Below are 24,504 nucleotides of genomic sequence, written 5' to 3'. Positions count from 1 at the left end.
GGAATATCACGTTTTCAAGCGACCCCGGAGAAACTTAGGCGCGGCATTGTACCCGGAAATAACTACCTCGACAACGCCGCGCACGAAAGTCCGGAGATGAACGCCAGCGTCTGCTGACGCACTGCCGCGCTTGAAAAACCGGCAATATGAGGGCCTGTTGCATTGATCCAGCAAGCCGGGCCAGACACATCGGAATACAGTGTTTTACCCTGTTCGACCCGGATAACCTGATCATCCGGGCTATGGATCACCAGTACCGGCACAGAAACCGCCGCTGCATAGTTGTCGGGATCCCAGTCAGACGGCAACAACCAGGTTGCCGGTATCAATACCCAGCCGATCCAGCTGCGGGAGAACATGTCTCGGGCGACCTCGGCATAATGTGCCGGTGGTGCTTCCAGCACCAGGGCATCAATGCCATAGCGCTCGGCCTGGAGGGCGACAAACGGCACCGCCAGCCCGGCACCAATACTCTGCCCCAGCACCACCAGCGGACGGTCGGGAAAACGTTGCTGTAACCATTCGGCGGCGGCCTGAATATCCATCAACACGTCCGGCAGTAGTGGTTGTCCTTGTGAGGCACCAAAACCGCGATAATCCAGCGCCAGCAAGCCAATTCCCTGCGGTGGCAACCAGGACACGCTGAGTAAGTGAGAACTGATGTTTTCTGCATTGCCATGCAGGTAAAGCACCACCGGCAATGGCGTTACCGACGATGACACAGATTCCGCTTTGGCGGCTGTGTTGTCTTCGTTGTTGTCTTCTTGTGCGGGAATCCACCAGGCATGCAGCGAGGTGCCGTCGGCAGCAGTCAGGGCGACGTCTTCATAGGCCAGGCCCAGTTCCGCAGGGGTACGAATCCAGACTTGCTGAGGATGAAAATAAAGCCGGGTCAGCGACGTACAGCCAGACAGCATCAATAGCAGGCCGATCACCATAGCGCTGCGCCCCCAGCCAGATCCTCTGCTGCCCACACGACAACATCGCCGCCCTCGCCATCCGCGCCAACGCATCATCAGAAATACCAGTTCAACCCAAGCGACCATTGCTCAACCCATGTTTGTTCAAAACGCGTTGTTTGGGCAAGCAGTCGGATCTGGCCGGATTCCATGACCGACCATCCCAGTTGTCCTTGCCATTCCAGCAGATCCAGCGACTCACCGGCAATGGCCGGATGCCAGCGCCCGGATAGTTGCCACTGCCAGTGCTCCCCCTGATACAGCCAACCGGCCTGCGGGCCTGCCGACAGGCTCCAGCCAGCGTCACCCAACTGCTGCCCTGCCAGCAAACGGGTTTCCAGCAAGGTGTAAACACGCCCCATGCCATTGGGTGACAGGGGGCTTTGCCCAAGCCCCCAAGTGTAACCAAACACCGTCTCCAGATAACCATGGCCTGCACCGGGTCTGCCAGCCAGACCGGGCAAGCGGTCGTATCCGGCATCCACGCCCCAAGATAATGGCCGCAACAATTCACCACGGCTGGCCAGCGACAGCACCTTGACCGCCGACAGCTGCTGTACCCGCAGGCCGTCTTGCGCCTGATCACGCAAGGTCAGATGCATCATCTGGATTTCAGAACCGGCAACAAAACCCGTCGGACGATCCATCACATCATGGTATGCCGGACGCAGCGACAGATCGGCAAACCGCTCTCCGCCAACCGCCCCGATCGATACACCGATGCGGCCAGAGCCGTGCCCCAGATCATCACGCACAGGCGCTTGCACCGGTTGCGGAAACGCACTGCCACTCGCCAGCGTCAGCTGACTGCGCGCCTGCAGCAGCGCCAGTGTCTGACGGCGCAAGGTCGGCGTCGCCTGTTTCTTTCTGACCGACAGGTAACGGGCGTATTGGAAAGCGAGCTCCAGCACCTGCGCTTTGTGCTGATCGTCCAGTTGCTCTGGCAATTGCTCCGGCGACCGCTGGCCTTCCACCAGCTGACGGGCCAGAGCAATCATATCCGGCGAACTTTGATATTCCATGTTGTCCAGTTCTGCCGCTGCCGAAGGCCGGAACACGTGACCTGCGATCAGCTGCGCCGAATCCAGCGCCCGGATGGTTTCTACCGGAATGGCGGTGAATAAAAACCCATCGGCCAGATCAGAACGCTCGGTCGCGGCATCAATCATAGCTAACACCCGGTAGGAGCAATTTTCATCAAAAAAGAAATAATCAAACTCGGTATCCTTCAACTCCCAGATATGGCGCACAAACTGGTCGACTTCGGCCGGTGTCAACGCCAGTGGATACTCCCATACATTGCGATATTCCATGTGCTGATACTCACGGGTTTTAACGTGATACGGCATCACCGACACCACGCCCGGGTAGCCTCCCGTCAGCCCCTTGTAACTGAATACCAGCTCGTTATCGTCCGGGTTCGCATTGGCGGCAAAATTCACACTGTAAGCCAGCAGTTTGCTGGAGTCCGGATCCTGGCGATCCATACGCACCAGGGTGTGGCCATACATGGATGAGGGCGAATTAATGTGTGAGGCCGGGAATACCAACGTCAGCGAATAAGCCCCCAGCGTCTCGCGCCAGCGCTCAAATTCCGGGCATGCCTGATCTTGCCAGTCGTATTCCGGCAACTGCAGTCGGAGCCAGTGATAACGGGCCGGAAAACGGCATTGCGCCGACGTATCCGGAGCCATATCCCGCTGTAAAAATGCCGCCACAGCCGCTTGTAATTCAGCCCGCAAACCTGCGTCACCTTGCAGATGACCCTCTGGATGAGCCAGATAAAATTCGGGCGAATCGTTCTGCGCCATCCAGCGAAAGCTGAACGGGTGATAACGATAATGCAGCAGATGATGCCACTGCGGCTTGCTTGCCAGCGCTTCCAGCTGCGTCACTCTGCTTTCAGACCAGAAGGCCGGATTATCGTTAGCGATTGGAGTCGCTGCTGTTGCTGTTGCTGTTGCTGTTGCGGCAGCAGATACCGTGACAGAAGAAGCCGCCACCGTAATCAACGCCACCGTAATCAACGTCATCGTTCCTGTCAGACGCCGCATCCATCCGGACAGGCAGATACCGGTTTTGTAGCCGGGATAAAAACTCATTAACAATCCATTCACTCGTCAGATCCGTCCATATGATCAGCGCCAGCAATTCGCACCTGTACCAGCCATAACCAACCGCTCCTCTGTAACCCACGACAACACAGCAGCCCACAGAACCAGACACATAAAATAAAGCACATAAAAAAGTGCGCCTCAGCGCACTTTAATCAAGTAGCAATACCGCTAGAAATAATCGTTACCCGGCACCCTGCTTGCCAACAACAGGAACGATCAACCCAGGTATTTCTGCAGGCTGGCATCGGCAGCCATCGCAGCCGTCATTGCAGCCAGCGTCGTTGCAGAGGTCGCATTTTCGTTAAACATGGTATCGAAACCGGACTGCAGCACTGCCGCGAAGGTTGCGCGATCGGACAGTTCAACCCCCACCACTTCAGCCAGGGCATTCAGGGTTTCACCTTCACCAACCGCCACATCGGCAGCCAGCTGATCCATATTTTCGTCGATAAATGCCTGCGTCAATCCTTTCGACAACGGGCCATGAGCAGACTCACAACCAAGCGTGCCAGAGGTCATACCGAAAGTCTGGTTACCAGAGGTGGCGTTGGTGGTTGCTGCCAGCACATGTTCATGCCACTCGTCGGCATCAGGGAAGATAACGGCAGTGCCCAAGCCACATCCAGCCGGGCCGTTAGACGCCAGTGCAAACGAAGAAGACGCTGCCAAAATGGCAATTGCTGCAATTTTTTTCATAGTCCTTAATCCTTTAACTTGAAAATGGGGTCAATGAAGCGCTGCAGACATTATTGCCCTGCGGCGTTCAATAAATACACTAATATGCCTGATCGATGACGTCTATATTACCAACTACCGATATTCGACATACTGCGCCATCTCCCAAAACGCTCACTGCACACCGGAAGCATCTCATCAAAGACAGACTTTTTAGAATCACCCGCTGGCCAACGCCACAGCGCTGTGGCAGCCTCTGGACAAACCCTGTTCGAGACCATCATGCCTGCACCGACCCCGTCCGCCGTTTTTACGGTCAGCCAGTTAAACGAGCGCGCCAAGCAACTGCTGGAAATATCCTTTGCCAGTGTGCGAGTAGAAGGTGAACTGTCGAACCTGTCCCGGCCATCATCCGGCCACTGGTATTTCAGCCTGAAAGACAGTGGTGCTCAGGTACGTTGCGCCATGTTCCGTTCACGTACCGCGCAGTTAACATTCGCTCCGAAGGAAGGCGACAAGGTCGAAATTCGCGCCAAGGTCAGCTTGTACGAAGCTCGCGGCGACTATCAGCTGATTGTCGAAAGCATGAAACCGGCGGGTGAAGGGGCATTATTACTGGCCTTCCAGCAGCAAAAACAACGGTTGGCAGCCGAAGGTCTGTTTAATGCGGAGTACAAGCAGCCGATCCCGAAAGCCCGGCGTATTGCCGTTATTACCTCTGCGACCGGAGCGGCGCTACACGATATTCTGACGGTATTGCAACGGCGCAATCCAGCCGTCGAGGTCGATGTCTATCCGGCACTGGTACAAGGCCAGGATGCCGCAGCCCAGCTGATTGCCGCCCTGGCACGGGCCAATCGCGATAACAGCGTCGACGTGATTATTCTCGGACGCGGCGGTGGCTCGCTGGAAGACCTCTGGTGCTTTAACGATGAGGCTCTGGTGCGCGCCGTCTTCGCCTCACGTTTACCGGTCGTCAGCGCCGTCGGCCATGAAGTGGATTTCACCCTGTGCGACTTTGTTGCCGACCTGCGTGCGCCAACCCCGTCCGCAGCCGCAGAACTGGTCAGTGACGACCAGTCCAGCCGCCTGCAACAACTCGCCCAACTGTCGCAACGACTGTTACGCAGTCAGCGCCAGTCCTTGCTGACCGCCAGCCAGCGCCTGCAGCATTTGCAACAGCGTATGCGCCACCCGGCGCAGCAACTGGAGCAAAAAGCCCAACAACTGGATCGACTGGAACAGCGCCTGATTTCCGTCTGGCAACAGCAACAACAGCAACGTCACTGGCACATCCAGCAGTGGCATCAGCGGCTGCAACACCAGCATCCGCAAACCACACTGACAGCTCTGAGCAGCCAGAACAGCCAGCTCGGCAGCCGTCTGCAGCAGGCGATGGAACGGCTGCTCCAGCAGCGCCAGCAACAACTTGGCTATCAGGCACAGCTGCTTAATAACCTTAGCCCGCTCAATGTACTGGGCCGGGGTTATGCGCTCTGTCAGACGCCAACCGGCGAAGTGATTCGTACTGCCCGGATGCACCAGCCGGGGGAACGGGTGCATACGCGCCTGGCGGAGGGCTGGCTTGAATGCGAAGTGCTTGCTTCCCACTCAGACAACACATCCCGCTGATGTCAGCCGAGACCAGACAGATAAGCGAAGGAGATAGACAACAATGCACAAGACAACAGTGAAAACACCACAAAATACAGAGGCCGGAACATTCACCCAGCGATTCAGAGCGAAGCGGTTGGTGGCTAATCAATTGATGGCTAATCGATTGGTAATCACAGCGCTGACGAGCCTGTTTCTGTCATTCACCGTGAGCGCCGAGGTCTTGCCACAACAACAGTTGATTCCCGGCGGTCTCGCCCTGTTCGACCTCGGCACCGCAGCCACTCGTCCCAAGGTCGACATCAAGGGTCAACCGGTCATGACCGTCGCCACCGGCAACGGTACTGGTCAGCACTGGACCGCGATCGTAGGTATTGACCTGAAGTCAGCACCTGGCAAACGTACCCTGACCATTGATGGCCAAGCCCGAACCTTCAGCGTAACCAAACACAATTACGCCGAACAACACCTGACGGTGCAAAACAAACACGTTAATCCGAGTCAGCCAGCACTGGATCGCATTGGTGCCGAAAGCCGTGCAATGAAAGCCGTATTCACCTCATTCAGCAGTACCGCATCGACGCAATGGCAACCCATGATCTGGCCGATCACCGGGCCAATTTCCAGCCCATTTGGGCTACAACGCTTTTTTAATGGCCAACGCCGTAATCCTCACAGCGGGCTGGATATCGCCGCCGCCACAGGCACCGCCATCGTCGCCCCCGCCCACGGCACCGTGGTGCAAACCGGCGACTACTACTTCAACGGCAATACCGTGCTGCTGGATCATGGTCAGGGGTTGATTTCGATGTTTTGCCATTTAAGCCAGATCGATGTGCAGCCTGGTGACCAACTGCAAGCCGGTGACCATATCGGCCTGGTGGGCGCAACTGGCCGGGCAACCGGCCCACATCTGCACTGGACCATCAGCCTCAACAACGCGCGGGTAAACCCGATGTTGTTCCTTGACCCGCAACTGCTGCCTGAGGCCAACCACGAAGAAACCAGCCAGCCCTGAAACTCAGTCTTCCGGTTTGCAATGACGGATCAGACCTTCCTGGGCAATCGAGGCCACCAGCTCGCCATTGGAAGAAAAAACCTGACCCCGACAGAAACCGCGCCCACCCGAGGCACTGGGGCTGTCGATGCTGTATAGCAGCCAGTCATCCATACGGAACGGGCGATGAAACCAGATACTGTGATCCAGGCTGGCAACCTGCATTTCTTTCTGGAACACCGAAACCCCATGCGGCAGCAAGGCGGTCGTGATCAGATTGAAGTCACTGGCGTAGGCCAGCAAGGTCGTGTGATGGCGAATATTGTCACCCAGGGTATCGTCGCTGCGCATCCACACCGCCTTGTGCGGCGGGCGAACCTCGGGTGAAAAAATATTGATCGGATCAACCACCCGCATCTCAACCGGCTTGTCGGCGGTGTATATCGGCCGCAAGCGCTCCGGAAAACAATCGCGCCACTGCCGGGCCAGCTCGACCTGAGAGGCAACCCCCTCCGGCCCTTCTGCCGGAGGCATATTCAGCTGATGCTCAAAGCCTTGCTCGGGACGCTGAAACGAACAAATCATCGACATCACCGCTTTACCCAACTGACTGACAATCACCTGCCGATTGGCAAAACTGCGACCATCACGAGGGGCGGATACTTCAAACTCCAGGCTGTCGCGGACATTGCCGGGACGCAAGAAATAGGCGTGTAATGAATGCGGCAACCAGTCGCGATGAAAATCACCAGGCAAGGTCTGCATCGCCGCTGACAGCGCCTGACCCAACACCTGGCCACCAAACAGATTTTTAAAACCCAAATCCTGGCAGCGACCACGAAAGCGGTTCATGCCAATCGGCTCCAGATCGAGCAAACCCATCAGTTCATCCAGAACATCACTCATGCCAAGGCCTCTCTCTATAATCAGGCAATCAATAGAATCAGGTGGTATTTGCGGCAAAGAAGCCCTATCCAAAGGAGCCACTCACAACCAATCAAACACCGAAAGTTGTTTTTATTCTCAGGCTTCCGTGCAGTACGCTTGTTGTACAGCACCAGCGCCGTATAATGCCCGGCTTTTTTCACCCATATCTATCCCAATGCGGAGCTTACCCGCTTTTATGTCAGATCTGTACCAACCCGGCGTAACGCCAGAACAGTACCCGGAATTACTGGAACAAAAGTGCCAAACCCTGACACAACGCCTGTCCGAATTTAGCCCACCGGAACTGGAAGTGTTTGCCAGCCGTGCCAGCCATTTCCGCCTACGGGCAGAATTTCGCCTGTGGCACAGCGGTGACCGCTGTTTCTACGCCATGTTTGATCCCGACGATCGCAAAAAGCCGCTGGAAGTGCTCGACTTTCCGATTGCCTCTGAATTGATCAACGACCTGATGCAACGCCTGTTAGCAGAGCTGCAACACAATCAACCACTGCGGCGTAAACTGTTTCAGGTCGAGTTTCTCACCACGCTCAGTGGCGATGCCTTGATCACACTGATTTATCACAAAAAACTGGATGACGGCTGGGAAATAGAAGCACGCGCCCTGATGGCTCGTTTAAACGTCGCCATTATTGGTCGCTCCCGCAAACAAAAAGTAGTGCTGGAACGGGACTACGTTACCGAGCAACTAGAGGTCGATGGCCAGCGCTATGGCTACCGCCAGATCGAAGGTGGCTTCACCCAGCCAAATGGCGCAATGAATCAGCACATGCTCAGCTGGGCGCGCAGCTGTTCAGAGGGTATTGGTGGTGACCTGCTCGAACTCTACTGTGGCAACGGCAATTTTTCGATCGCGCTGGCCAACTGCTTCGACCGTGTTATGGCGACTGAAATTTCCAAAACCTCCGTCGCGGCGGCGCAGATCAATATCGCCGACAACCAGATCGACAACTTGATTATCGCCCGTCTCGCCAGCGAGGATTTTGTTCAGGCCCTGCGTGGCGAAAAACAGTTCGAACGACTGAAAGACATCGACCTCGGCAGCTATGACTTCCGCACCGTACTGGTCGACCCGCCACGGGCAGGACTCGATGACGAGTCCGTCAAACAGCTGCAGGGGTACGACAACATCATCTACATTTCTTGCAACCCCGAAACCCTGCAAGCGAATTTGCGTCTTCTGTCACAAACGCACACCATTCAACGCTTCGCCCTGTTTGACCAGTTTCCTTATACCCATCATATTGAGACTGGTGTTTTACTGACCCGGAAACCTGTCTGATGGTCGATCCCTGGAAAAATGCCCGGAGCGGCAAACTCGGCTCCATCCCACCCGTCAACGCCCAGCGTAACGGGACATCTCCTGACACCACAGCTGATATCAGCCCCGTCGGCAACGCCGCCCGGTCGCATCAGTCCATCCCGGATACACCACAGGCAGCCGCCATGACCGAATCAACCCCCACCAGCGAATTTGAAACCCTGCCGCTGCCAGCGGAACAAATCGACAACCTGCGTGCCATGGGTTACACCACCATGACCGCCATTCAAAAACTGGCTTTGCCGCTGGCGCTGGACGGCAGGGATCTGATTGCCCAGGCCAAAACCGGATCCGGCAAAACCGCCAGCTTCGCCATTCCACTGCTGACCAAAATCAACCCGCGCTTTTTTGGTGTCCAAGGCCTGGTGCTGTGCCCTACTCGCGAACTGGCAACCCAGGTCGCCACCGAGATCCGCAAACTGGCCCGTTACCTGGCCAATATCAAAGTCGTGGTACTCAGTGGTGGCGTCTCCATTGGCCCCCAGATTGGCTCCCTCGAACACGGTGCTCATATCGTCGTCGGCACACCTGGCCGCCTCAAGGATCACCTGCGCAAAAACACCCTCGACATCAGCCAGGTACACACTCTGGTGCTCGACGAAGCCGATCGCATGTTAGACATGGGATTCAGTGACGACATTCAGCACATCATTGGCCACACCCCGGAAGACCGCCAGACCTTGCTGTTCTCGGCCACCTACCCGAACAATATCCAGAAACTGAGCGCCCAGTACCAACAGACGCCAGAAATCATCAAGGTCGAATCGACTCATACCAGCAACAGCATCGATCAACGCTTTATCTTGTGCGACCGTCATCAGCGCCCTGCTGCTCTTGAACGAGTGTTAGCTCACTTCAACATTCAACAGGCCGTGGTATTCTGCAATACCAAACAAAGTACCGAAGAAATCGCCCAGCAGTTAACCTCTCTCGGCTTTATTGCCCGCGCCATTAATGGCGACCTGGAACAACGCGACCGCGATGCCATTCTCACCCAGTTCAAACAAGGCTCGGCCAACTTCCTCGTCGCCACTGACGTTGCCGCTCGCGGTCTGGATGTTGACGATCTGCCCGCAGTGATTAACGTCGAAGTACCTCGGGAAATTGAGGTCTACACCCACCGCATTGGCCGTACTGGCCGCGCAGGCAAGGAAGGTATCGCCATCACCTTGCTGGCCGACAGCGAAGACCATAAGCGCAAGGCACTCAACCACCAGCAAGATATTGAGATTCCCTGTATCGCCATCGACGAACTCAGCCGCAGCGAACCGGTACCAGTGCTGCCGGAATTCGCCACCCTCTGTATTGCCGCAGGCCGCAAACACAAAATGCGCCCAGGTGACGTACTTGGCGCTCTCACAGCGCCCGGCGGTATTCAGGGCAGTCAGGTTGGCAAGATACACGTGCTGGATATGGTGTCTTACGTCGCGGTGGCACGGACAGCAGCCCGTCAGGCGGTTGATGTGTTAAATAAAGGCCGGGTCAAGGGCAAGACGATCAAAGCCAGAAAACTTTAACCATTGTTAACCACCTCGTACTCGTCGCTACCCGCTCCGCCACGATCGATCGATCGTGGCGGATCATCCCGCAGTGATCCCATCTCTGTTGATCCATCCCTGTTGATCCCACCGACTCAAGTCAAACCGGATGCCAGCCAGTGTCGGACGTCAGCATAGGGGATGTTTTCCAGCTGACCAAAACCGGGCAACTGCCGGGCACGTACTTTGGATAACCAGGGCACCTGAATTCCGCATAAAAAACGGGTGAGCAACTCCAGCGACGCTGGCTGACCAAACTGCTGCTGAATGTTTTGTTGTAACGGAGCCACCAGCCTGGCCGCATTCAGCGTTGCCAATGAATGGCTATGTTGAGTGTAAGCCCAGGCTTTAAACTGGCCACGACACACCGAGCAGATACCGCAATCCTGCGGCATTTGCTCACCAAAGTAGGCGGCCAGCCGCCGCGATACACAGTCAGGCTGACGAAACAGATCCAGCATCGTGTGAATACGATGAATCTCATTGGTCTGTTTCTGCAAAAAATGCGCATACAAGGACTCCGCCAGACCCGGTTCGGCCAGCTTCTGCCCATCGACCCGATAAACATCCGTCATCTGCTTGCTTTCGAGTTGTATCCAGCCTCTCTCCTGACAGAACTCCAGCGCGTTTAATGCCCGCACTCGGGTTGGCCTGTCTCCAGCGCTTGCTTGCTTACCTAACGCCTGCTCCAGCGCGTCACTATTGAAGGTGTACCAGCTGCGGCCTTTGCTGCTGGTGTTGAGTAGCGTTTGCAAAAACTGCTGACGCTCACCGTTAAAGTGATTCAACAACTCCGTTTCGGACTGCTCAAGCTTGTACCTGTATTCAGCAAAATAGCTGTACTGCGACGTCAGTACACCGCGCATTTCGAGATTAACCAACAGGGTCTTCAGCGGCAGCAAACGAATATTTGTGGTATTGGACAGTGGCGTCATCAGCACTTCCCACTGACTGCCCTGTTGCTGTTCCGAAATGCTCTGAATCACCTGCTGAATGCTGTGTAACTCTGGCCCATCGCCGTAAACGAAATTTTCCAGCACCGTCAGACCGGACTCATCCGCCAGCATAATGCAGTCCGAAGCATGGCCATCGCGCCCGGCACGGCCAATTTCCTGACTGTAATTTTCAATCGATTTCGGCAAGTCATAATGCATCACCTGACGGATATTGCTTTTATCCACCCCCATGCCAAACGCAATGGTGGCGACAATCACCGGCATCGCACCAGACATAAACTGCTGCTGAATGGCTTCCCGCTGTTCATGGCCCAAACCGGCATGATAAGCCACCACCGCAAACGGCAACTGCGGGGCCAGCTGCCGGGCTACTTCTTCAGCAGTATGTTGCAAGGTCACATAGATAATGGCGGCAAAATCTTGCTGTTTTTGTGCCGATTTGCGGGCCAGATGTTGCAACCAGGTCGCACATTGATCAACCCGATCAGACACCGCCGTCGGCTGTACCAGCAAACGCAAATTGGGCCGGTGAAAGCCCGTCGTCACCACATCGTTTACGGCGATAGCGAAGTGCGTTTGCATATCATCAATCACCGCCTGAGTTGCAGTGGCGGTTAATAACAACACCTGTGGCACCGCAAATTCGCGGCAGTAATCCGGCAGTTTCAAATAATCCGGGCGGAAATTATGACCCCACTCCGAGATACAGTGAGCCTCATCGACCACCAGCAAAGAGATAGGCACCTGACCAATAAATTGCCGGAAGCGCTCGTTTTTCAGCCGCTCGACCGACACCATCAGGATTTTGGTCGTACCGCTGCGCACCCCGTTCATAACAGCCTGGGCTTCGTCCCGGCTCTGGGTAGAATCGATCGTCGCAGCGGCAATGCCACGGGATTGCAGATACTGCACCTGGTCTTGCATCAGCGCCAGCAGCGGTGAAATCACCAACGTCAGATGCGGTAACAGCAGCGCAGGTAACTGATAACAGAGCGACTTGCCGGAACCGGTCGGAAAAATTGCAGCGGCAGAACGCCCCGCCAGAAGCGTCTCAATCACCGCCTGCTGGCCAGGACGCAGAGAGTCAAACCCAAAACATTGCTGCAATGGTTGCTGCCAGGACAATGGCATAGTCGCTTTCCCTGTGTACGTTGCAAATACCGGATAAAAACCAGAATGATTGGCCAGTGTACCGGAAAGAAATACGCCACAGCTATCGTCGACAACGCGGCTCCGACCGATGCAACAGCCACTGCGGCAAGACGGCGGTTTATGCGCCTGAATTCACATAATAACCGCAGCCTGGGCCCATTGCCGTCACATCTCATCCCGTAAAAACGTCAAAAAGCAAAAAACGTGATTCTCCGGGATGTGGATGCGTGCAGGCAAGCACTCTGGAGAACAAACAGCCGACGGATTAATCCTGAGACAGAGTGTCCCGTCGAATAGAGTGTGCGACAACAGGCTGACTTGTACTCACCCGATCGAGCAAGTAGAACAGCGAGTGATAAGGAATTTCGCCATGCCGCGCCAGGCCAATCTCGCAGGTGCGACTGGTTGAAATGCCTTCCTTGCAGTCCTTGATCTGGCCTCGCAGTGGCGCCAGCGCCGAGGCGTTCAGCTCTGGCAAAACAAACCCCTTGTCGCCAGCAAAGCCGCAACAGCTAATGTCTTCCGGCACCACGACTCGGGTGGAACACTGCTTTGCCAATTTGATCAGTTCAGTGCCTAACCCCTGCTTGGTGGTTGAACAAGTGACATGCACGGCAACTGCGTCATCCACGGGTGTGATAGCCAGTTTCGGCACCAGATACCGATTGGCAAAATGCACCGGATCGAGCAGCTGAATACGCTTATCCAGTTGCTGGCTCATACGAAATACGCAAGGGCTGGTATCGATCACTACTGGAATACGGCCCATATCACTGGCCACCAGCAACGCCTGGTTCAGCTGTTCTCGCATGGCATCTGCCTGCTCAAACATACCCTTGCTCTCCAGTGGCATACCGCAACAAAACGCCTGTTGATCGGCTAGCTGGATCACGGTGAGACCGGCTTTTTTTGCCAGATCCAGCGTTACCTGCTGCAAACTGCGCTGGTCATCGTCCTGCTTTGCCGACCCCATATTCCGGCTGGCACAACTCGGAAAATACACCAGATCGACCCCGGCTCCGGCCACTTCCGGTGTCGGTGCCAGCGGCCGGGCGCTACCGCTGGCTTGCGGCATCGCATCATGCCATTGTGGCAGCGCATCGAAGGTCAGTTTGTTGGCCACTTTGCTGATACCTGCCAGTGCGGAATCCCCAATCACCGCACGGGTCAGATCCAGCATTTTCAAACCAGCACGCGTGCCGTTGGCAACCAGCTCAAAGTGTCCGGCAACCCAGTCCGCCCGGCCGCCATAACGGGCGTTACGCTCGCTGCGCAAAAAACGACTGAGGTCGCCGGTATTGATGTCCACCGGACAGGCCAGGCTGCACAAGCCATCCGCAGCACAGGTATCAATGCCTTGATACTGGTAGTCACTGAGTAATTGTTCGTACTCATCAGAGCGATGCAAGTTGGCGTGCTGTCGCTCCAGCCGACTCAGCTCACGCATCACTACAATCCGTTGCCGAGGCGTCAGTGTGAGGTTTTTCGACGGACACACCGGCTCACAAAAACCGCATTCAATACAGCGGTCAATCAGGTCGTGGGCTTCCGGTATCGGTTTCAGGTGTTCGATATGTGTACGCAGATTACGGGTCAGAATCACTTCCGGGTTGAGAATACCAGCCGGGTCAAACGCCGCCTTGATACGCCACATCAGCTCATACGCCTGTGCCCCCCACTCCAGTTCCACAAAGGGTGCCATGTTGCGCCCGGTGCCATGCTCGGCCTTGAGCGATCCATCGTAACGACCAACCACCAGCACACAGACTTCGTCCATAAAATCGGCATAACGCTGGATTTCAGCAGCGTCAGTAAAATTCTGGGTAAACACAAAATGCAGGTTTCCGGCCAGAGCATGGCCAAAAATAATCGCTTCGTCGTAGTGGTATTTGCTGAACAGCTGCTGCAATTCCAGCACTGCGGGGGCCAGGGATTCGACCGGAAAGGCGACGTCTTCGATGATTACGGTGGTGCCTTTTTCCCGCACCGCGCCGACGGCCGGAAACAACCCCTTGCGAATATTCCAGTAGCGCTGACAGATGTCTGCATCGATGGTAAAGGCGTTACCATGCAAGGTATCAAATTCAGCCAGTACGGCGGTCACGGCGGCCAGACGCTGGTCGAGTTCTTGCTGGCTGGTGCCACGAACCTCCACCAGTAAACAGGCAACGTCGTTAGCCAGTGCAGCCAGATAATCGGGCATGCCTGGCTTGTCTTCCACACAGCGTAAACTGGCGCGATCCATCAGTTCCACCGCCGCTACCGGAGCGCTGGCCAACGCGGTGACTGCACGACTGGTGCGTTCGATATCGGCAAACATCAATAAGGCCGAGGCCTTGAACGCATGTTCTTCTACCGTGCGATAGACCACTTCTGAGACAAATCCCAGCGTGCCTTCCGAACCGACCATCAAGTGCATCAGAATGTCGATCGGATCCTGAAAATCAACCAGGGCATTAAGGCTGTAGCCAGTGGTGTTCTTAATTGAGAATTTTTTGCGGATACGGGCGGTCAATTCCTGATTGGCAGCCACCTCGTCACGCAGCGAGGCCAGTGTGGCGATCATCTCGGGCTGGCGTTTTACAAATGCCTGTCGCGACGCCGGGTCGGCGGTATCCAGGATCGTGCCATCGGCCAACACCAACCGCATTGAGTCGATGGTCTGATAGCTATTCTGGGCTGTGCCACAGCACATGCCAGAGGCGTTATTGGCAACAATACCGCCAATTTTACAGGCATTGATGGATGCCGGATCCGGGCCAATCTTGCGTTGGAACGGTGCCAGTTGACGATTGGCATGGGCACCGATAACGCCGGGCTGCAGCCGCAGTTTGCCACCGTTCTCCAACACCTCAATACCATTCCAGGTTGGTGCCAGACGAACCAAAATGCCATCCGTGACGGCCTGACCAGACAGACTGGTGCCTGCTGCGCGAAAAGTGACGTGTACCTTGTGCTGGCCAGCCAATAACAACAGTTGCACCACCTCGGCTTCTGTATTCACCATCACGACGGCCTGCGGTATCAACCGATAGAAGCTGGCATCGGTTCCCAGCGCCAGCCTCCGCAGCGCATCGGTGATGATTCGATCAGACTCAATCACCTGCCCCAGTTGCTTCAGAAAATTACTATATTCGGGTTTCATTACTTATCCCTGACGACACCGGCTTGGCGGTACCGCCGCAAAATCAGTTGTGTTCATCAGCTCAGTCGCTGGCGCATTCATCTTGCACGCATTCATCCTGCACGCATTCATCCACTAACAGCACCACCAGCTCTTTTGGCCCATGGGCGCCATAAGCCAGGGTTTGCTGAATATCGGCGGTTTTACTGGGCCCGGAAATCAGCAACAGGTTGGTTGGCAGCTTGCCCTGCCAGCGTGGCTGCTCGATCAGTTCGGCAAAGCCGGATACCAGATCGGCTTGATGCAGCAGAATGATGCTCAGCGGCGGCACCAGCGACAAGGTTCTTGGTTCCTCTGCGCCGCTGGCCACCACCAGCGTGCCGGTTTCCGCCAGTGCCGCAGTGGCACGACTGAAACCGGCCGACATCTCGGTGAACAATCGCACTCGCATACGACTATCTGCGTACGCTTCCAGCGCCTGGTCAAAGCGCGACAGACGGAGTTCCGGCAGGCGGCTGGCCAGCACGTCGGCCAGTTCCAGATTAGCGGGGCTTTGGCCCAGGCAGAGCTGATCCAGACGTTTTTGCTGCAGCAGTTCAACCAGTTGCCCAATCCAGTTGGCCCTGTTGCATTCAATTACCTGGGCGTGATTGGCCGTCATCAATTCGATGAAACGGGTTTTCCAGGCGGTTTCCGGCAAGCGCGGCATGGCGGGCAAGTCGCCGTGGTCAACCGCCGTCGCCTGTTGCGCTTGCCCTTGGCGCAAGCGCTCGAGAATTCGGGTTTTACTGTTCATTGTTATTCTCTCTGCTATTGGCTACCGGAGATGCTTGCGCGGCAATACCCGCCTTGCGGGCCAATTCATGCAGGCTGTAGGCTGCAGGTTTTGGCATCGAACGAGTGTTCGTCCAGGGGGCCAGTCTGGCGGGCATCAGTTTGCGGCCACGGGTCATTAGCCTGGTCGTCAGCCGGTACAACCAGGGCACCTTGTGCACCAGACTCCAGCCTTGCCAGATCAGACTTTCGGCCAGCGTACGTTTGCTGCCGCTTCCTTCCACAGGCGTCTGGCCATTTTGCTGACGACTCAGGGGTGCCACCGCCTCAGCCCGCAGATCACGAATCAGATCTGGCAACGGAATACGTACCGGGCACGCCTCGCCACAGGCACCATTAAGCGAGCAAGCGTTGATCATGTCGCCATGGATCGCCAAGCCGCCAGCCGAACCCAGCTGGGGTGTCACCACCTGACCAATCGGGCCAGGATAGGTCGAGCCGTAGGCATGACCGCCAATCCGGGCATACACCGGGCAGTGGTTCATACAGGCACCACAACGGATACATTGCAGGGTCGATTGCAGATCCGGGTGGTTGAATATTTTCGAACGACCGTTATCCACCAGCACCAGATGCACCTGCTCCGGGCCATCCAGTTCGTCCGTCTGGCGCGGGCCAGAAATCATATTAACGTAGGTGGTAATCAGCTGGCCGGTGGCAGAGCGCGGTAACAGGGTAAGCAACTCCGGTACATCACTGAGACTTTGCACCACTTTTTCAATGCCCGTCACGGCAATATGTAGCGGTGGCACGGTCGTGCACATACGACCGTTACCTTCGTTCTCGATCAGCAACAAGGTGCCGGTTTCCGCAATCGCCATGTTGACGCCAGAGATACCGGCATCGGCGTGACGGAATTTCTCCCGCAGAATAGCGCGGGCATTACCGATCAGATCATCCACCTCTTCGCTGTAAGGTACCGGGTCACCTTCAGGGGTCGTGGCGCGACTGTGCATCAGCTGGGCGATTTGCTGTTTGTTTTTGTGAATCACCGGCATCACGATGTGGGATGGCGCTTCTTTGGCCAGCTGTACCAGATACTCGCCCATATCACTTTCCAGACATTCGATCCCTCGGGCTTCCAGATAGTGGTTCAGCTCAATCTCTTCGCTGACCATGGATTTGCCCTTCACCACGGTATCGGCCTGATTGGCATCAAGAATGCCATGGATGATTTGATTGGCCTGCTCGGCAGTATCGGCCCAGTGCACCTGAATACCGTTGGCAACCAGGTTGGTTTCCAGTTGTTCGAGTAAATCCGGCAGCTTCGCCAGACTGCGCTGGCGGGCGGCTTCACCCCGATCACGCAAGGCTTCCAGTTCGACCGCATCTGGAAAGACACTCTGACGTTTGCCCATCAGAAAGTCACTGGCTCCCCGAAAACTGGCCCGCAGGGTCTCGTTTTTTAGTGCCATGCTGGCGCGAGCCTTGAAGTGGCGCGCCTGCATATCGGCAAACTCGTGTTCTTCCTGATCAACCAGGGTTTTTAATTCAATAAACGCTGAGGTTGACGAATTCATGCTTCACCTCCGGTCTGATCCAGGGATGCTCGTACCAGCGTTGCCAGGTGGCGTGTCGGCATGGCGCGGGCCTTGCCCTCGGCCGCCAGTACATCCAGCGTGCCGCCAATATTCATCAGACAGCCGCAATCAGCACTGGTAATCACATCAGCCGCTGTGGCTGACATGGCCATGGCCTTGTCGTGTGCCATCGCTGCCGAAATCTCCGCCTGCTTCACCGCAAAAGTGCCGCCAAAACCACAACATTCGGCAACCCGCTTTGGCTCCACCACCTGAACACCCGGTAGACGGCCGACCAGCTCCCGGTGCTCGGCCGCCACTCCCATGCCCCGCCGCGACGAGCAAGAGGTGTGCAGGGCCACTCGTTGCTCCGTTAGGTTGGTAATATCACGAGACTCAAACTGAATATCGAGAACGTTAATCAGAAATTCGGAGAACTCATAGGTACGTGCCGCCAACGCCACCGCCTGCGGCGCTTCCGACTGGCCACGAAACAGCGCCGGGTACTCCAGATGCACCATACCGGCGCAAGACCCCATCATCACCACAACGGGAATGTCCTCTGCAAAAGCTAACAGCTGACGCCGGGCAACGGCGCGGGCTTCGTTTTCGTAACCGGAATTCCAGGCTGGCTGGCCGCAACAGGTTTGTGCTTGTGGAAACACCACCTCAACGCCCTGGCTCTGTAAAACCGCAATCGCGTCCATCCCCGCCTGGGGGAAAAAACTGTCGACCAGACACGTGCCCATCAGGTACACCCGCGATGGTCGGGATGGATAGCTGCGCCGCCGTGACGACAGGGAAAGGGTCATGAGGATTCCACCTATACGGATGCCAGGTGCACTGCGTCAGTAGCCCGGCCGCAGGAATCACGACCGACATCGCAGAAAACACTTGCAGTTATTATTGTGATTGAATAAATTGGTCTTACCAATTTACCAAAAATACAACGCCAAATTACCTCTGAATATTGTCGGGGTCAATGGACAACTGTGGCCGCTACCGATCAAAGTCGCACGTCTGGCGTAAAATCAGCCACCATGGCGCACTTGATGGCACATTTGATGGCACACCGTACACAGGATTTCCCATGACCCAACGCATCCAGAGTCAGAAAATCTCCGCTATTATTGCTGGCCAGCTGGAAAGCATGATTATTGAAGGCAGTCTGGAACCAGGGCAGAAAATGCCGACCGAACGTGAACTGGCTGCTCGCTTTGACGTCTCTCGCCCTTCCATTCGCGAGGCGCTGAATCAGCTGGAGACTAAGGGACTGGTCAGCCGTCGACAGGGCGGCGGTACCTATGTTGCCACCGCCCTTGGCCATTCTCTGGCCGATCCACTGCTGGAATTGTTTCAGAGTCACCCGGAGTTTAATTACGATTTGCTGGAATACCGCCATGCGCTGGAGGAAGTTGCCGCTCACTATGCGGCCCTGCGGGCGACACCGGAAGACCACGCTATTATTGAACGTCGTTACCAGGAATGGCTCGACGGGCATCAGGCCCGACTCGGCGCCAAAGCAGAAGCCGAGCTGGACTGGCGCTTCCATTTATCCATCGCCGAGGCATCACACAATGCCGTCCTGTTGCACTCCATGCGGGCATTACTCAGCCTGTTCAAACAGACCATTGCCACCAACCTGACCTACCTCTACACCGAGGAAGGACGTCGGGATACCATCCGCCTGCAGCATGAAGCCCTGAAAAATGCGGTGATCCAGCGTAATGAAGACGATGCCCGCCAAGCTGTGAACAACCATCTGGCCTTTGTTGAAGAAACGCTGCAGCAGAGCAGTCGCTTTGAAAGTCATGCCCAGCGCGCGCTGCGACGCTTCTCGATGATTCGCTAGGTCTGGGTTCCTGGGTCTGTTGTTGTGCCACCGAATGAACATTTATCCCGTTTGGTCAACTGCTGCACCAGTGCCACCAGCGGTTCCGGCCGGAAGGGTTTGCTTAGATAGCCATTCATACCGGCCTCCAGACTGATCCGCTCGTCCTGCGCTGAAGCATTGGCCGACAGCCCGATCACCGGGGTATCGATCTGGTAGTACTCCCGTAACAGCCGCGTTGCTTCAAGCCCTCCCAGTACGGGCATCTGAATATCCATCAGTACGATATCAATCGGCTGTAGCCCGTTCAGCAAGACATCAACCGCTTCATGACCATTTTCTGCACACACCAGGGTCGCACCACGCCGGCCCAGCATTTCACTGACCAGCTTGCGATTCACCGCGTTATCATCAACGATCAGGATGCCAATCCCCTGAAGCGATAACGACTCCGGCGCACTACCGCTGAGGTTTGTGCCAGGCTGTTCATCGATCTGATCAGCCTCAGTTTCTGCAACGGCAAGCGATGCCGTTTCCAGACCAGCATCCGGCAATGCCAGAGTCAAAGACACGCCAAATTGACTGCCTTTACCTTCTTCACTGCTCACCAGCAATTCGCCTTCCATCGCTTCCACCAGCGAACGGGTAATACTCAACCCGAGACCGGCACCGCCATAGTGGCGAGTATCCGAGCCATCCACTTGCTGGAATTGCTCGAAAATCAGCGACAGCTTGTTTGCCGGAATACCGCGACCGGTGTCGTTCACCAAAAATCGGAGCCGGACATGATCCTCACCCAAATGGATCAGTTGTACCGCCAGCTCAACCACACCAGCCGCCGTAAACTTTGCCGCATTGCTGATAAAATTGATGAGTATCTGGGTCAATCTCAGTTCATCACCGCAGACGCATTGCGGGATATCGTCGTCCAGGGTCAACGCTGCCTTGACGGGCTTGTCTCCCAGCAAGGCCTTGAGGCTGTCCATCACACTTTCCAGCATCTGATAAAGCAAGAACGGCTTTGATTCGATCTCAATACCCACTGCCTGAATTCTGGAAAAGTCGAGAATATCATTCACCAAAGCCAGCAGGTGCCGCGCCGACGCCAGCGTCTGACTGGCATAACGGTGCACATGGGGTTCGGTTGTTCGAGTATCAATCAGGGTCGCAAACCCCATGATGGCATTCAGTGGGGTACGTAATTCATGGCTCATATTGGCAAGGAACTCGGACTTCGCCTTGTTGGCCACTTCCGCTTCCGTCAATGCCGCCTCACTTCGGGCATAAGCTTCCTGCAATTCGGTGGTGGCAACCGCCACTTCACGTTTGAGCACTGCCGGTTCGTTCATCAAATGCCAGAACATCCAGCCCAGCAAGGGAGCAACAATACAAAAGACCAGCCACAAGACAATCCGTTGTGGCAGCAGATAGCGATAATCCAGCGCCCGACTGGCACCTATTTGCCAGGATCCCCCCGGTAAAATGACCGATGCAACCACCGGATCTCGCTCAAATACCTTGGCATCACCAAAGAACACATCGCCCTTGGCGCCCAGTGCATCCTTGCCACGCACAGCCAGATCCAGCCAGTATTCATGCTTGGATAATCCGGCTTCCAGCAACAACCGTTCGATATCGAGCAGTATGGTGGCGAAGCCCCAAAAAAACTCGCCCTCATTGCCCATCAAATAAATCGGATTGCGGGCAATGATCGCTCTGCCCCCCTGAACCAGGGAAATCGGCCCGGCAATGACATAACGACGTTCGTCAATAGCACGCTTGACGATCTTCCGGCGCGCCGGATCCGCCAATAAATCGTGACCCAGCGCCTTGCCATGGTGTTCTTTGTTGGTCATATAACGGACGACCGCGCCCGGCGCCAACTGCAAGCTCATCACGCCACCGGTATTTTGCTGGCTGCTGGCCGCAAACACCTCGAATTCCTGTTCGGTAAAATTTGGTTGCGCATGAACAAAAGCCGCCAAGCCATAGGTCAACTGCAGGTGCTGGTTCACTACGGCAGACAGGCGGTTACTTACCTCATTGATACGGGTCTTGGCAATAATGGTCTCTGAGGCCTGTTGCTGGGCAACCAACAGCCGATCCATGTACAAAAAGACCAGACCCAGGCCGACCAGCAACACAACAGGAAGCAAATATTTGCGCATGGCACTCCGGGTGATCGCAAGGTAGTTTTTATCCCACGCTCCAAGACTAGCCCACTGAATACAATCCGGGAGAGAAGCCGCCGACAATTACTATGCCCAACTGTCATTCCTGCTCAGGCAGACTCAACGAGTCTCGGAACCGATCCACTCAACCCGGTATAAATCGCGGCGACGATCGAGAAAATTGGTCACCGACCCTTCATTTTTGACTTCCTGAAGTTTGGCCAGATCAACATCCACAATCAGTGTCATTTCAGTATTGGGGGTGGTTTCCGCCATGATGGCATCGTGTGGAAAAGAGAAGTCGGAGGGTGAAAACACCGCCGTCTGGGCATACTGTATATCCAGGCTATCCACTTGTGGCAAGTTACCAATACTGCCAGCGATCGCCACATAACATTCATTTTCAATGGCCCGCGCCTGGGCACAACGGCGGACACGCAAATAGCCATTTTTGGTATCGGTCCAGAATGGCACCAGCAAAATCTGCATTTCCTGTTCACTGAGGATACGTGCCAGCTCGGGGAATTCGACGTCATAACAGATCAGAATACCGACCTTGCCAAAGTCAGTCTGGAACAATTGCAGTTGATTGCCGCCCTGCATGATCCAGTCGCGTTTTTCGTGCGGGGTAATATGGATTTTTTTCTGTTCTTCCACCGAGCCATCGCGGCGCATCAGATAGGCTACGTTATACAACTCATCATTTTCGATCACCGGCATGGAACCGGCAACAACGTTGATATTGTACGACACCGCCAGGCGGGATATTTCGTCCTTGATTTGTTCACTGAAACTGGCCAGGTAGCGGATTGACTCAACGTAATTTTTATCCGGTGCCATCCCCATCAGCGGGGCATTAAAAAATTCCGGAAACAACGCCACATCACAACGATAGTCAGCCAGGGCATCAATAAAATACTCAACCTGTTGCAGGACTTCCTGAACGCTGTGCATTTCTCGCATTTGCCACTGCACACAGCCAATCCGGGCCGAGGTTTTCTGGGCACCAAACAGTTTGGCTTCGCGCGCTTCATAATAGATATTCGACCATTCCAGCAGGGTCGCATAGCCATGAGATTCCTTGTCGTCGGGTAAATAGCCCTTGATCACTCGTTTAACATCAAAATCGTTGGCCAACTGGAATGTCAGAATCGGATCGTAAAGCTCCTTACGTTTCACCGCCTGGATATATTGTTGGGGCGTCATCTCGCGTGAATGATCCTGGTAACCAGGAATCCGGCCGCCGGCAAATATGGCGCGTAAATTGAGGTTCTGACACAGCTCCTTGCGCGCTTCGTACAGCCGACGTCCGAGACGCAGGTTGCGGTAATCCGGGTCAACAAAGACGTCAACACCGTATAACACATCACCATCTGGATCATGTGATGCCAACGTTTCATTACCGGTGATTTCTTCGTAGGTGTGGTCGTCACCAAAATTGGCGTAGTCCACAATGACGGCAAATGCAGCCGCCACAACACGGCCACCGTCTTCAATACAAATTTGCCCTTCCGGGAAACGGTTGAGCATTGACTGATAGTTTTTTAACGGCCAGCCACCGCCCAGACCGGGATACACCTTATCCATAATCGACTTGATGTCGGCGTAATCTTTTTGGCGCAGACTGCGCATCAGCAAGCGAACATCATGGGTTGGATCATTAGGCTGGGTCATAAAAGCAACTTCCTGAAGAATAAGAACCTGTAAACGCCATTAAGCCGTGAAAGTTCCCGCAAAGTCACCCTGATAAAGTCACCTGACCAACGTCAGTCTGCTGGTGTAAGAGCTGGTGAAAGCATCCTTGCCAGAAAGTGCAGTCGTAGCACTGGTCTCAATTCAAGCCCTTGGCTTGCGCCAGTTCGACTTCCAGTAACAAGCGTCCAAAGATCAGTTTGGTTACATGGGCCTTCATTGCGGAATGTAATTCCAGCACGGCCTGCATCCCTTGCCCTTGCTCATCATCCGGTATCGTCACGGTATGACTGAATTGATGATCAACCCAGACCTGCTGCATCCGTGCGACCACTTCGTCCTGAAGTGCTGTTTGAGCGTCACGCTCGGATAATATCGTACGGATAATATTTTCCAGTATTGCCCATTCCGCATCCGCATCTACGGGAATATTAAAAGGTATTTGCATCCTGACCTCGGTTTTCATCAATGAAACCCGATGCTAACACGGGGAACGTGATCTGCTCCTCTCCATCACCCCAGACCATCACCCCAGACCATCACTCCAGACCATCGCAAGGTTAACGGTCGTTGCTGTCAGCTTTAGGTGGGCGCGGCATATGAGCCGACATTTCCTCTTCTGTCAGCACACCGTCACCATCGGTATCCATCTCACTGAAGTGCTCAGCCAGCGGTGGAATACTGGCAGCTTCATCACTAGGGGGCGTTCTCAATTAGTTAACGCGTCCTGTTATGGAGAAAAATTCCATCAGGCAAGGCGTTGAACGCAGAGAATGGTGGGCCCTTTTCAAGTTCAACAACACCGCATGATGGATTTTTAACCATAACCCTTCGGGCTGAGGCCAGTTGACTCCAGAACGGTGTTATTCGTCGCTTATTTAGCACGCCAAACCACACTCCTCATGCCTTGTTCTGAAGCCAACGGGCTCTCAGCAGGTCCGATTGACCAATTGAGAACGCCCCCTAGAGATCACACCATCCGAGTTACTATCCAGATCAGCGAATGCCGGTGGTCGCTGACCATGCTGGCCACGCTCTCCGTCCCTATCATCCGCCAT

Annotated in this window: 18 protein-coding genes; 5 read left to right on the top strand and 13 right to left on the bottom strand. The window is 55.3% G+C overall.

Annotated features, from left to right (window positions below):
- Nucleotides 1-62: 62 nt before the first annotated feature.
- From WG929_RS02485 to WG929_RS02475, 3 genes are all read right to left on the bottom strand, one after another.
- Nucleotides 63-938: an alpha/beta hydrolase gene (locus tag WG929_RS02485; protein ID WP_416204756.1), complete on the bottom strand. Its 876-nt coding sequence runs from the start codon at nt 936-938 to the stop codon at nt 63-65.
- Between the two features lie 77 nt (nt 939-1,015).
- Complete coding sequence (locus WG929_RS02480) at nt 1,016-3,061, bottom strand: lipoprotein N-acyltransferase Lnb domain-containing protein (protein WP_416204755.1); 2,046 nt, start codon at nt 3,059-3,061, stop codon at nt 1,016-1,018.
- Nucleotides 3,062-3,292: 231 nt separating this feature from the next.
- Nucleotides 3,293-3,772, bottom strand: a complete 480-nt coding sequence (locus WG929_RS02475; protein WP_369854737.1) for a DUF3015 family protein — start codon at nt 3,770-3,772, stop codon at nt 3,293-3,295.
- Between the two features lie 261 nt (nt 3,773-4,033).
- On the opposite strand from WG929_RS02475, the gene xseA reads away from it, so the two are divergent.
- Nucleotides 4,034-5,383, top strand: a complete 1,350-nt coding sequence (xseA, locus tag WG929_RS02470; RefSeq protein ID WP_416204754.1) for an exodeoxyribonuclease VII large subunit — start codon at nt 4,034-4,036, stop codon at nt 5,381-5,383.
- A 136-nt stretch (nt 5,384-5,519) separates the two neighbouring features.
- On the top strand, nt 5,520-6,383 hold the full coding sequence (locus tag WG929_RS02465) for a peptidoglycan DD-metalloendopeptidase family protein (RefSeq protein WP_416204753.1): 864 nt from the start codon (nt 5,520-5,522) through the stop codon (nt 6,381-6,383).
- A gap of 3 nt (nt 6,384-6,386) precedes the next feature.
- On the opposite strand, the gene WG929_RS02460 is transcribed toward WG929_RS02465, so the two are convergent.
- A complete protein-coding gene (locus WG929_RS02460) occupies nt 6,387-7,268 on the bottom strand; it encodes an acyl-CoA thioesterase (RefSeq protein ID WP_416204752.1) in 882 nt (293 codons plus the stop codon).
- 217 nt (nt 7,269-7,485) lie between these two features.
- Here WG929_RS02460 and trmA point away from each other — a divergent pair, with 217 nt between their 5' ends.
- Both trmA and dbpA read left to right on the top strand, forming a co-directional pair.
- Nucleotides 7,486-8,589 (top strand): tRNA (uridine(54)-C5)-methyltransferase TrmA, encoded by a 1,104-nt coding sequence (gene trmA, locus WG929_RS02455; protein WP_416204751.1) that lies wholly within the window; start codon nt 7,486-7,488, stop codon nt 8,587-8,589.
- The gene (gene dbpA, locus WG929_RS02450; RefSeq protein WP_416204750.1) at nt 8,589-10,145 is read left to right on the top strand and encodes an ATP-dependent RNA helicase DbpA; all 1,557 of its coding nucleotides are present in this window, start codon (nt 8,589-8,591) and stop codon (nt 10,143-10,145) included. Before trmA ends, dbpA begins: the two co-directional genes overlap by 1 nt.
- Before the next feature lie 116 nt (nt 10,146-10,261).
- Here the strand turns inward: dbpA and WG929_RS02445 are convergent, their stop codons facing one another.
- The 5 genes from WG929_RS02445 to WG929_RS02425 all read right to left on the bottom strand — a co-directional run bounded on the left by WG929_RS02445 (nt 10,262) and on the right by WG929_RS02425 (nt 18,564).
- Nucleotides 10,262-12,253, bottom strand: coding sequence for a RecQ family ATP-dependent DNA helicase (locus WG929_RS02445; protein ID WP_416204749.1), 1,992 nt, complete (start codon nt 12,251-12,253; stop codon nt 10,262-10,264).
- Nucleotides 12,254-12,539: 286 nt separating this feature from the next.
- The gene (locus WG929_RS02440) at nt 12,540-15,419 is read right to left on the bottom strand and encodes an FAD-binding and (Fe-S)-binding domain-containing protein (RefSeq protein ID WP_416204748.1); all 2,880 of its coding nucleotides are present in this window, start codon (nt 15,417-15,419) and stop codon (nt 12,540-12,542) included.
- A gap of 61 nt (nt 15,420-15,480) precedes the next feature.
- On the bottom strand, nt 15,481-16,194 hold the full coding sequence (locus WG929_RS02435; protein WP_416204747.1) for a LutC/YkgG family protein: 714 nt from the start codon (nt 16,192-16,194) through the stop codon (nt 15,481-15,483).
- Nucleotides 16,184-17,752 (bottom strand): LutB/LldF family L-lactate oxidation iron-sulfur protein, encoded by a 1,569-nt coding sequence (locus WG929_RS02430; RefSeq protein WP_416204746.1) that lies wholly within the window; start codon nt 17,750-17,752, stop codon nt 16,184-16,186. The genes WG929_RS02435 and WG929_RS02430 overlap by 11 nt, the downstream gene beginning before the upstream one ends.
- The gene (locus WG929_RS02425) at nt 17,749-18,564 is read right to left on the bottom strand and encodes a (Fe-S)-binding protein (protein WP_416204745.1); all 816 of its coding nucleotides are present in this window, start codon (nt 18,562-18,564) and stop codon (nt 17,749-17,751) included. The genes WG929_RS02430 and WG929_RS02425 overlap by 4 nt, the downstream gene beginning before the upstream one ends.
- A gap of 278 nt (nt 18,565-18,842) precedes the next feature.
- Between WG929_RS02425 and WG929_RS02420 the strand changes: the two genes are divergently transcribed.
- Nucleotides 18,843-19,604 (top strand): GntR family transcriptional regulator, encoded by a 762-nt coding sequence (locus WG929_RS02420; RefSeq protein WP_369857602.1) that lies wholly within the window; start codon nt 18,843-18,845, stop codon nt 19,602-19,604.
- Here WG929_RS02420 and WG929_RS02415 read toward each other — a convergent pair.
- The 4 genes from WG929_RS02415 to WG929_RS02400 all read right to left on the bottom strand — a co-directional run bounded on the left by WG929_RS02415 (nt 19,601) and on the right by WG929_RS02400 (nt 24,159).
- Complete coding sequence (locus tag WG929_RS02415) at nt 19,601-21,751, bottom strand: ATP-binding protein (protein ID WP_416204744.1); 2,151 nt, start codon at nt 21,749-21,751, stop codon at nt 19,601-19,603. The two genes, WG929_RS02420 and WG929_RS02415, sit on opposite strands and share 4 nt — an antisense overlap.
- A gap of 123 nt (nt 21,752-21,874) precedes the next feature.
- Nucleotides 21,875-23,428, bottom strand: a complete 1,554-nt coding sequence (locus WG929_RS02410) for a carbon-nitrogen hydrolase family protein (protein ID WP_369857600.1) — start codon at nt 23,426-23,428, stop codon at nt 21,875-21,877.
- A gap of 157 nt (nt 23,429-23,585) precedes the next feature.
- On the bottom strand, nt 23,586-23,894 hold the full coding sequence (locus WG929_RS02405; protein ID WP_369857599.1) for a hypothetical protein: 309 nt from the start codon (nt 23,892-23,894) through the stop codon (nt 23,586-23,588).
- A 112-nt stretch (nt 23,895-24,006) separates the two neighbouring features.
- Nucleotides 24,007-24,159: a hypothetical protein gene (locus tag WG929_RS02400; RefSeq protein ID WP_369857598.1), complete on the bottom strand. Its 153-nt coding sequence runs from the start codon at nt 24,157-24,159 to the stop codon at nt 24,007-24,009.
- Between the last annotated feature and the right edge of the window lie 345 nt (nt 24,160-24,504).

The organism is Oceanobacter antarcticus, assembly GCF_044962685.1.
GTDB lineage: Bacteria > Pseudomonadota > Gammaproteobacteria > Pseudomonadales > Oceanobacteraceae > Oceanobacter > Oceanobacter antarcticus.
This window is presented reverse-complemented; position numbering and strand designations above follow the sequence as displayed.

Excerpts from the sequence above, each read along its gene's own strand:
- WG929_RS02485 (WP_416204756.1), bottom strand. The coding sequence starts at position 938 with ATGGTGATCGGCCTGCTATTGATGCTGTCTGGCTGTACGTCGCTGACC.
- WG929_RS02480 (WP_416204755.1), bottom strand. The coding sequence starts at position 3,061 with ATGAGTTTTTATCCCGGCTACAAAACCGGTATCTGCCTGTCCGGATGG.
- WG929_RS02475 (WP_369854737.1), bottom strand. The coding sequence starts at position 3,772 with ATGAAAAAAATTGCAGCAATTGCCATTTTGGCAGCGTCTTCTTCGTTT.
- xseA (WP_416204754.1), top strand. The coding sequence starts at position 4,034 with ATGCCTGCACCGACCCCGTCCGCCGTTTTTACGGTCAGCCAGTTAAAC.
- WG929_RS02465 (WP_416204753.1), top strand. The coding sequence starts at position 5,520 with ATGGCTAATCGATTGGTAATCACAGCGCTGACGAGCCTGTTTCTGTCA.
- WG929_RS02460 (WP_416204752.1), bottom strand. The coding sequence starts at position 7,268 with ATGAGTGATGTTCTGGATGAACTGATGGGTTTGCTCGATCTGGAGCCG.
- trmA (WP_416204751.1), top strand. The coding sequence starts at position 7,486 with ATGTCAGATCTGTACCAACCCGGCGTAACGCCAGAACAGTACCCGGAA.
- dbpA (WP_416204750.1), top strand. The coding sequence starts at position 8,589 with ATGGTCGATCCCTGGAAAAATGCCCGGAGCGGCAAACTCGGCTCCATC.
- WG929_RS02445 (WP_416204749.1), bottom strand. The coding sequence starts at position 12,253 with ATGCCATTGTCCTGGCAGCAACCATTGCAGCAATGTTTTGGGTTTGAC.
- WG929_RS02440 (WP_416204748.1), bottom strand. The coding sequence starts at position 15,419 with ATGAAACCCGAATATAGTAATTTTCTGAAGCAACTGGGGCAGGTGATT.
- WG929_RS02435 (WP_416204747.1), bottom strand. The coding sequence starts at position 16,194 with ATGAACAGTAAAACCCGAATTCTCGAGCGCTTGCGCCAAGGGCAAGCG.
- WG929_RS02430 (WP_416204746.1), bottom strand. The coding sequence starts at position 17,752 with ATGAATTCGTCAACCTCAGCGTTTATTGAATTAAAAACCCTGGTTGAT.
- WG929_RS02425 (WP_416204745.1), bottom strand. The coding sequence starts at position 18,564 with ATGACCCTTTCCCTGTCGTCACGGCGGCGCAGCTATCCATCCCGACCA.
- WG929_RS02420 (WP_369857602.1), top strand. The coding sequence starts at position 18,843 with ATGACCCAACGCATCCAGAGTCAGAAAATCTCCGCTATTATTGCTGGC.
- WG929_RS02415 (WP_416204744.1), bottom strand. The coding sequence starts at position 21,751 with ATGCGCAAATATTTGCTTCCTGTTGTGTTGCTGGTCGGCCTGGGTCTG.
- WG929_RS02410 (WP_369857600.1), bottom strand. The coding sequence starts at position 23,428 with ATGACCCAGCCTAATGATCCAACCCATGATGTTCGCTTGCTGATGCGC.
- WG929_RS02405 (WP_369857599.1), bottom strand. The coding sequence starts at position 23,894 with ATGCAAATACCTTTTAATATTCCCGTAGATGCGGATGCGGAATGGGCA.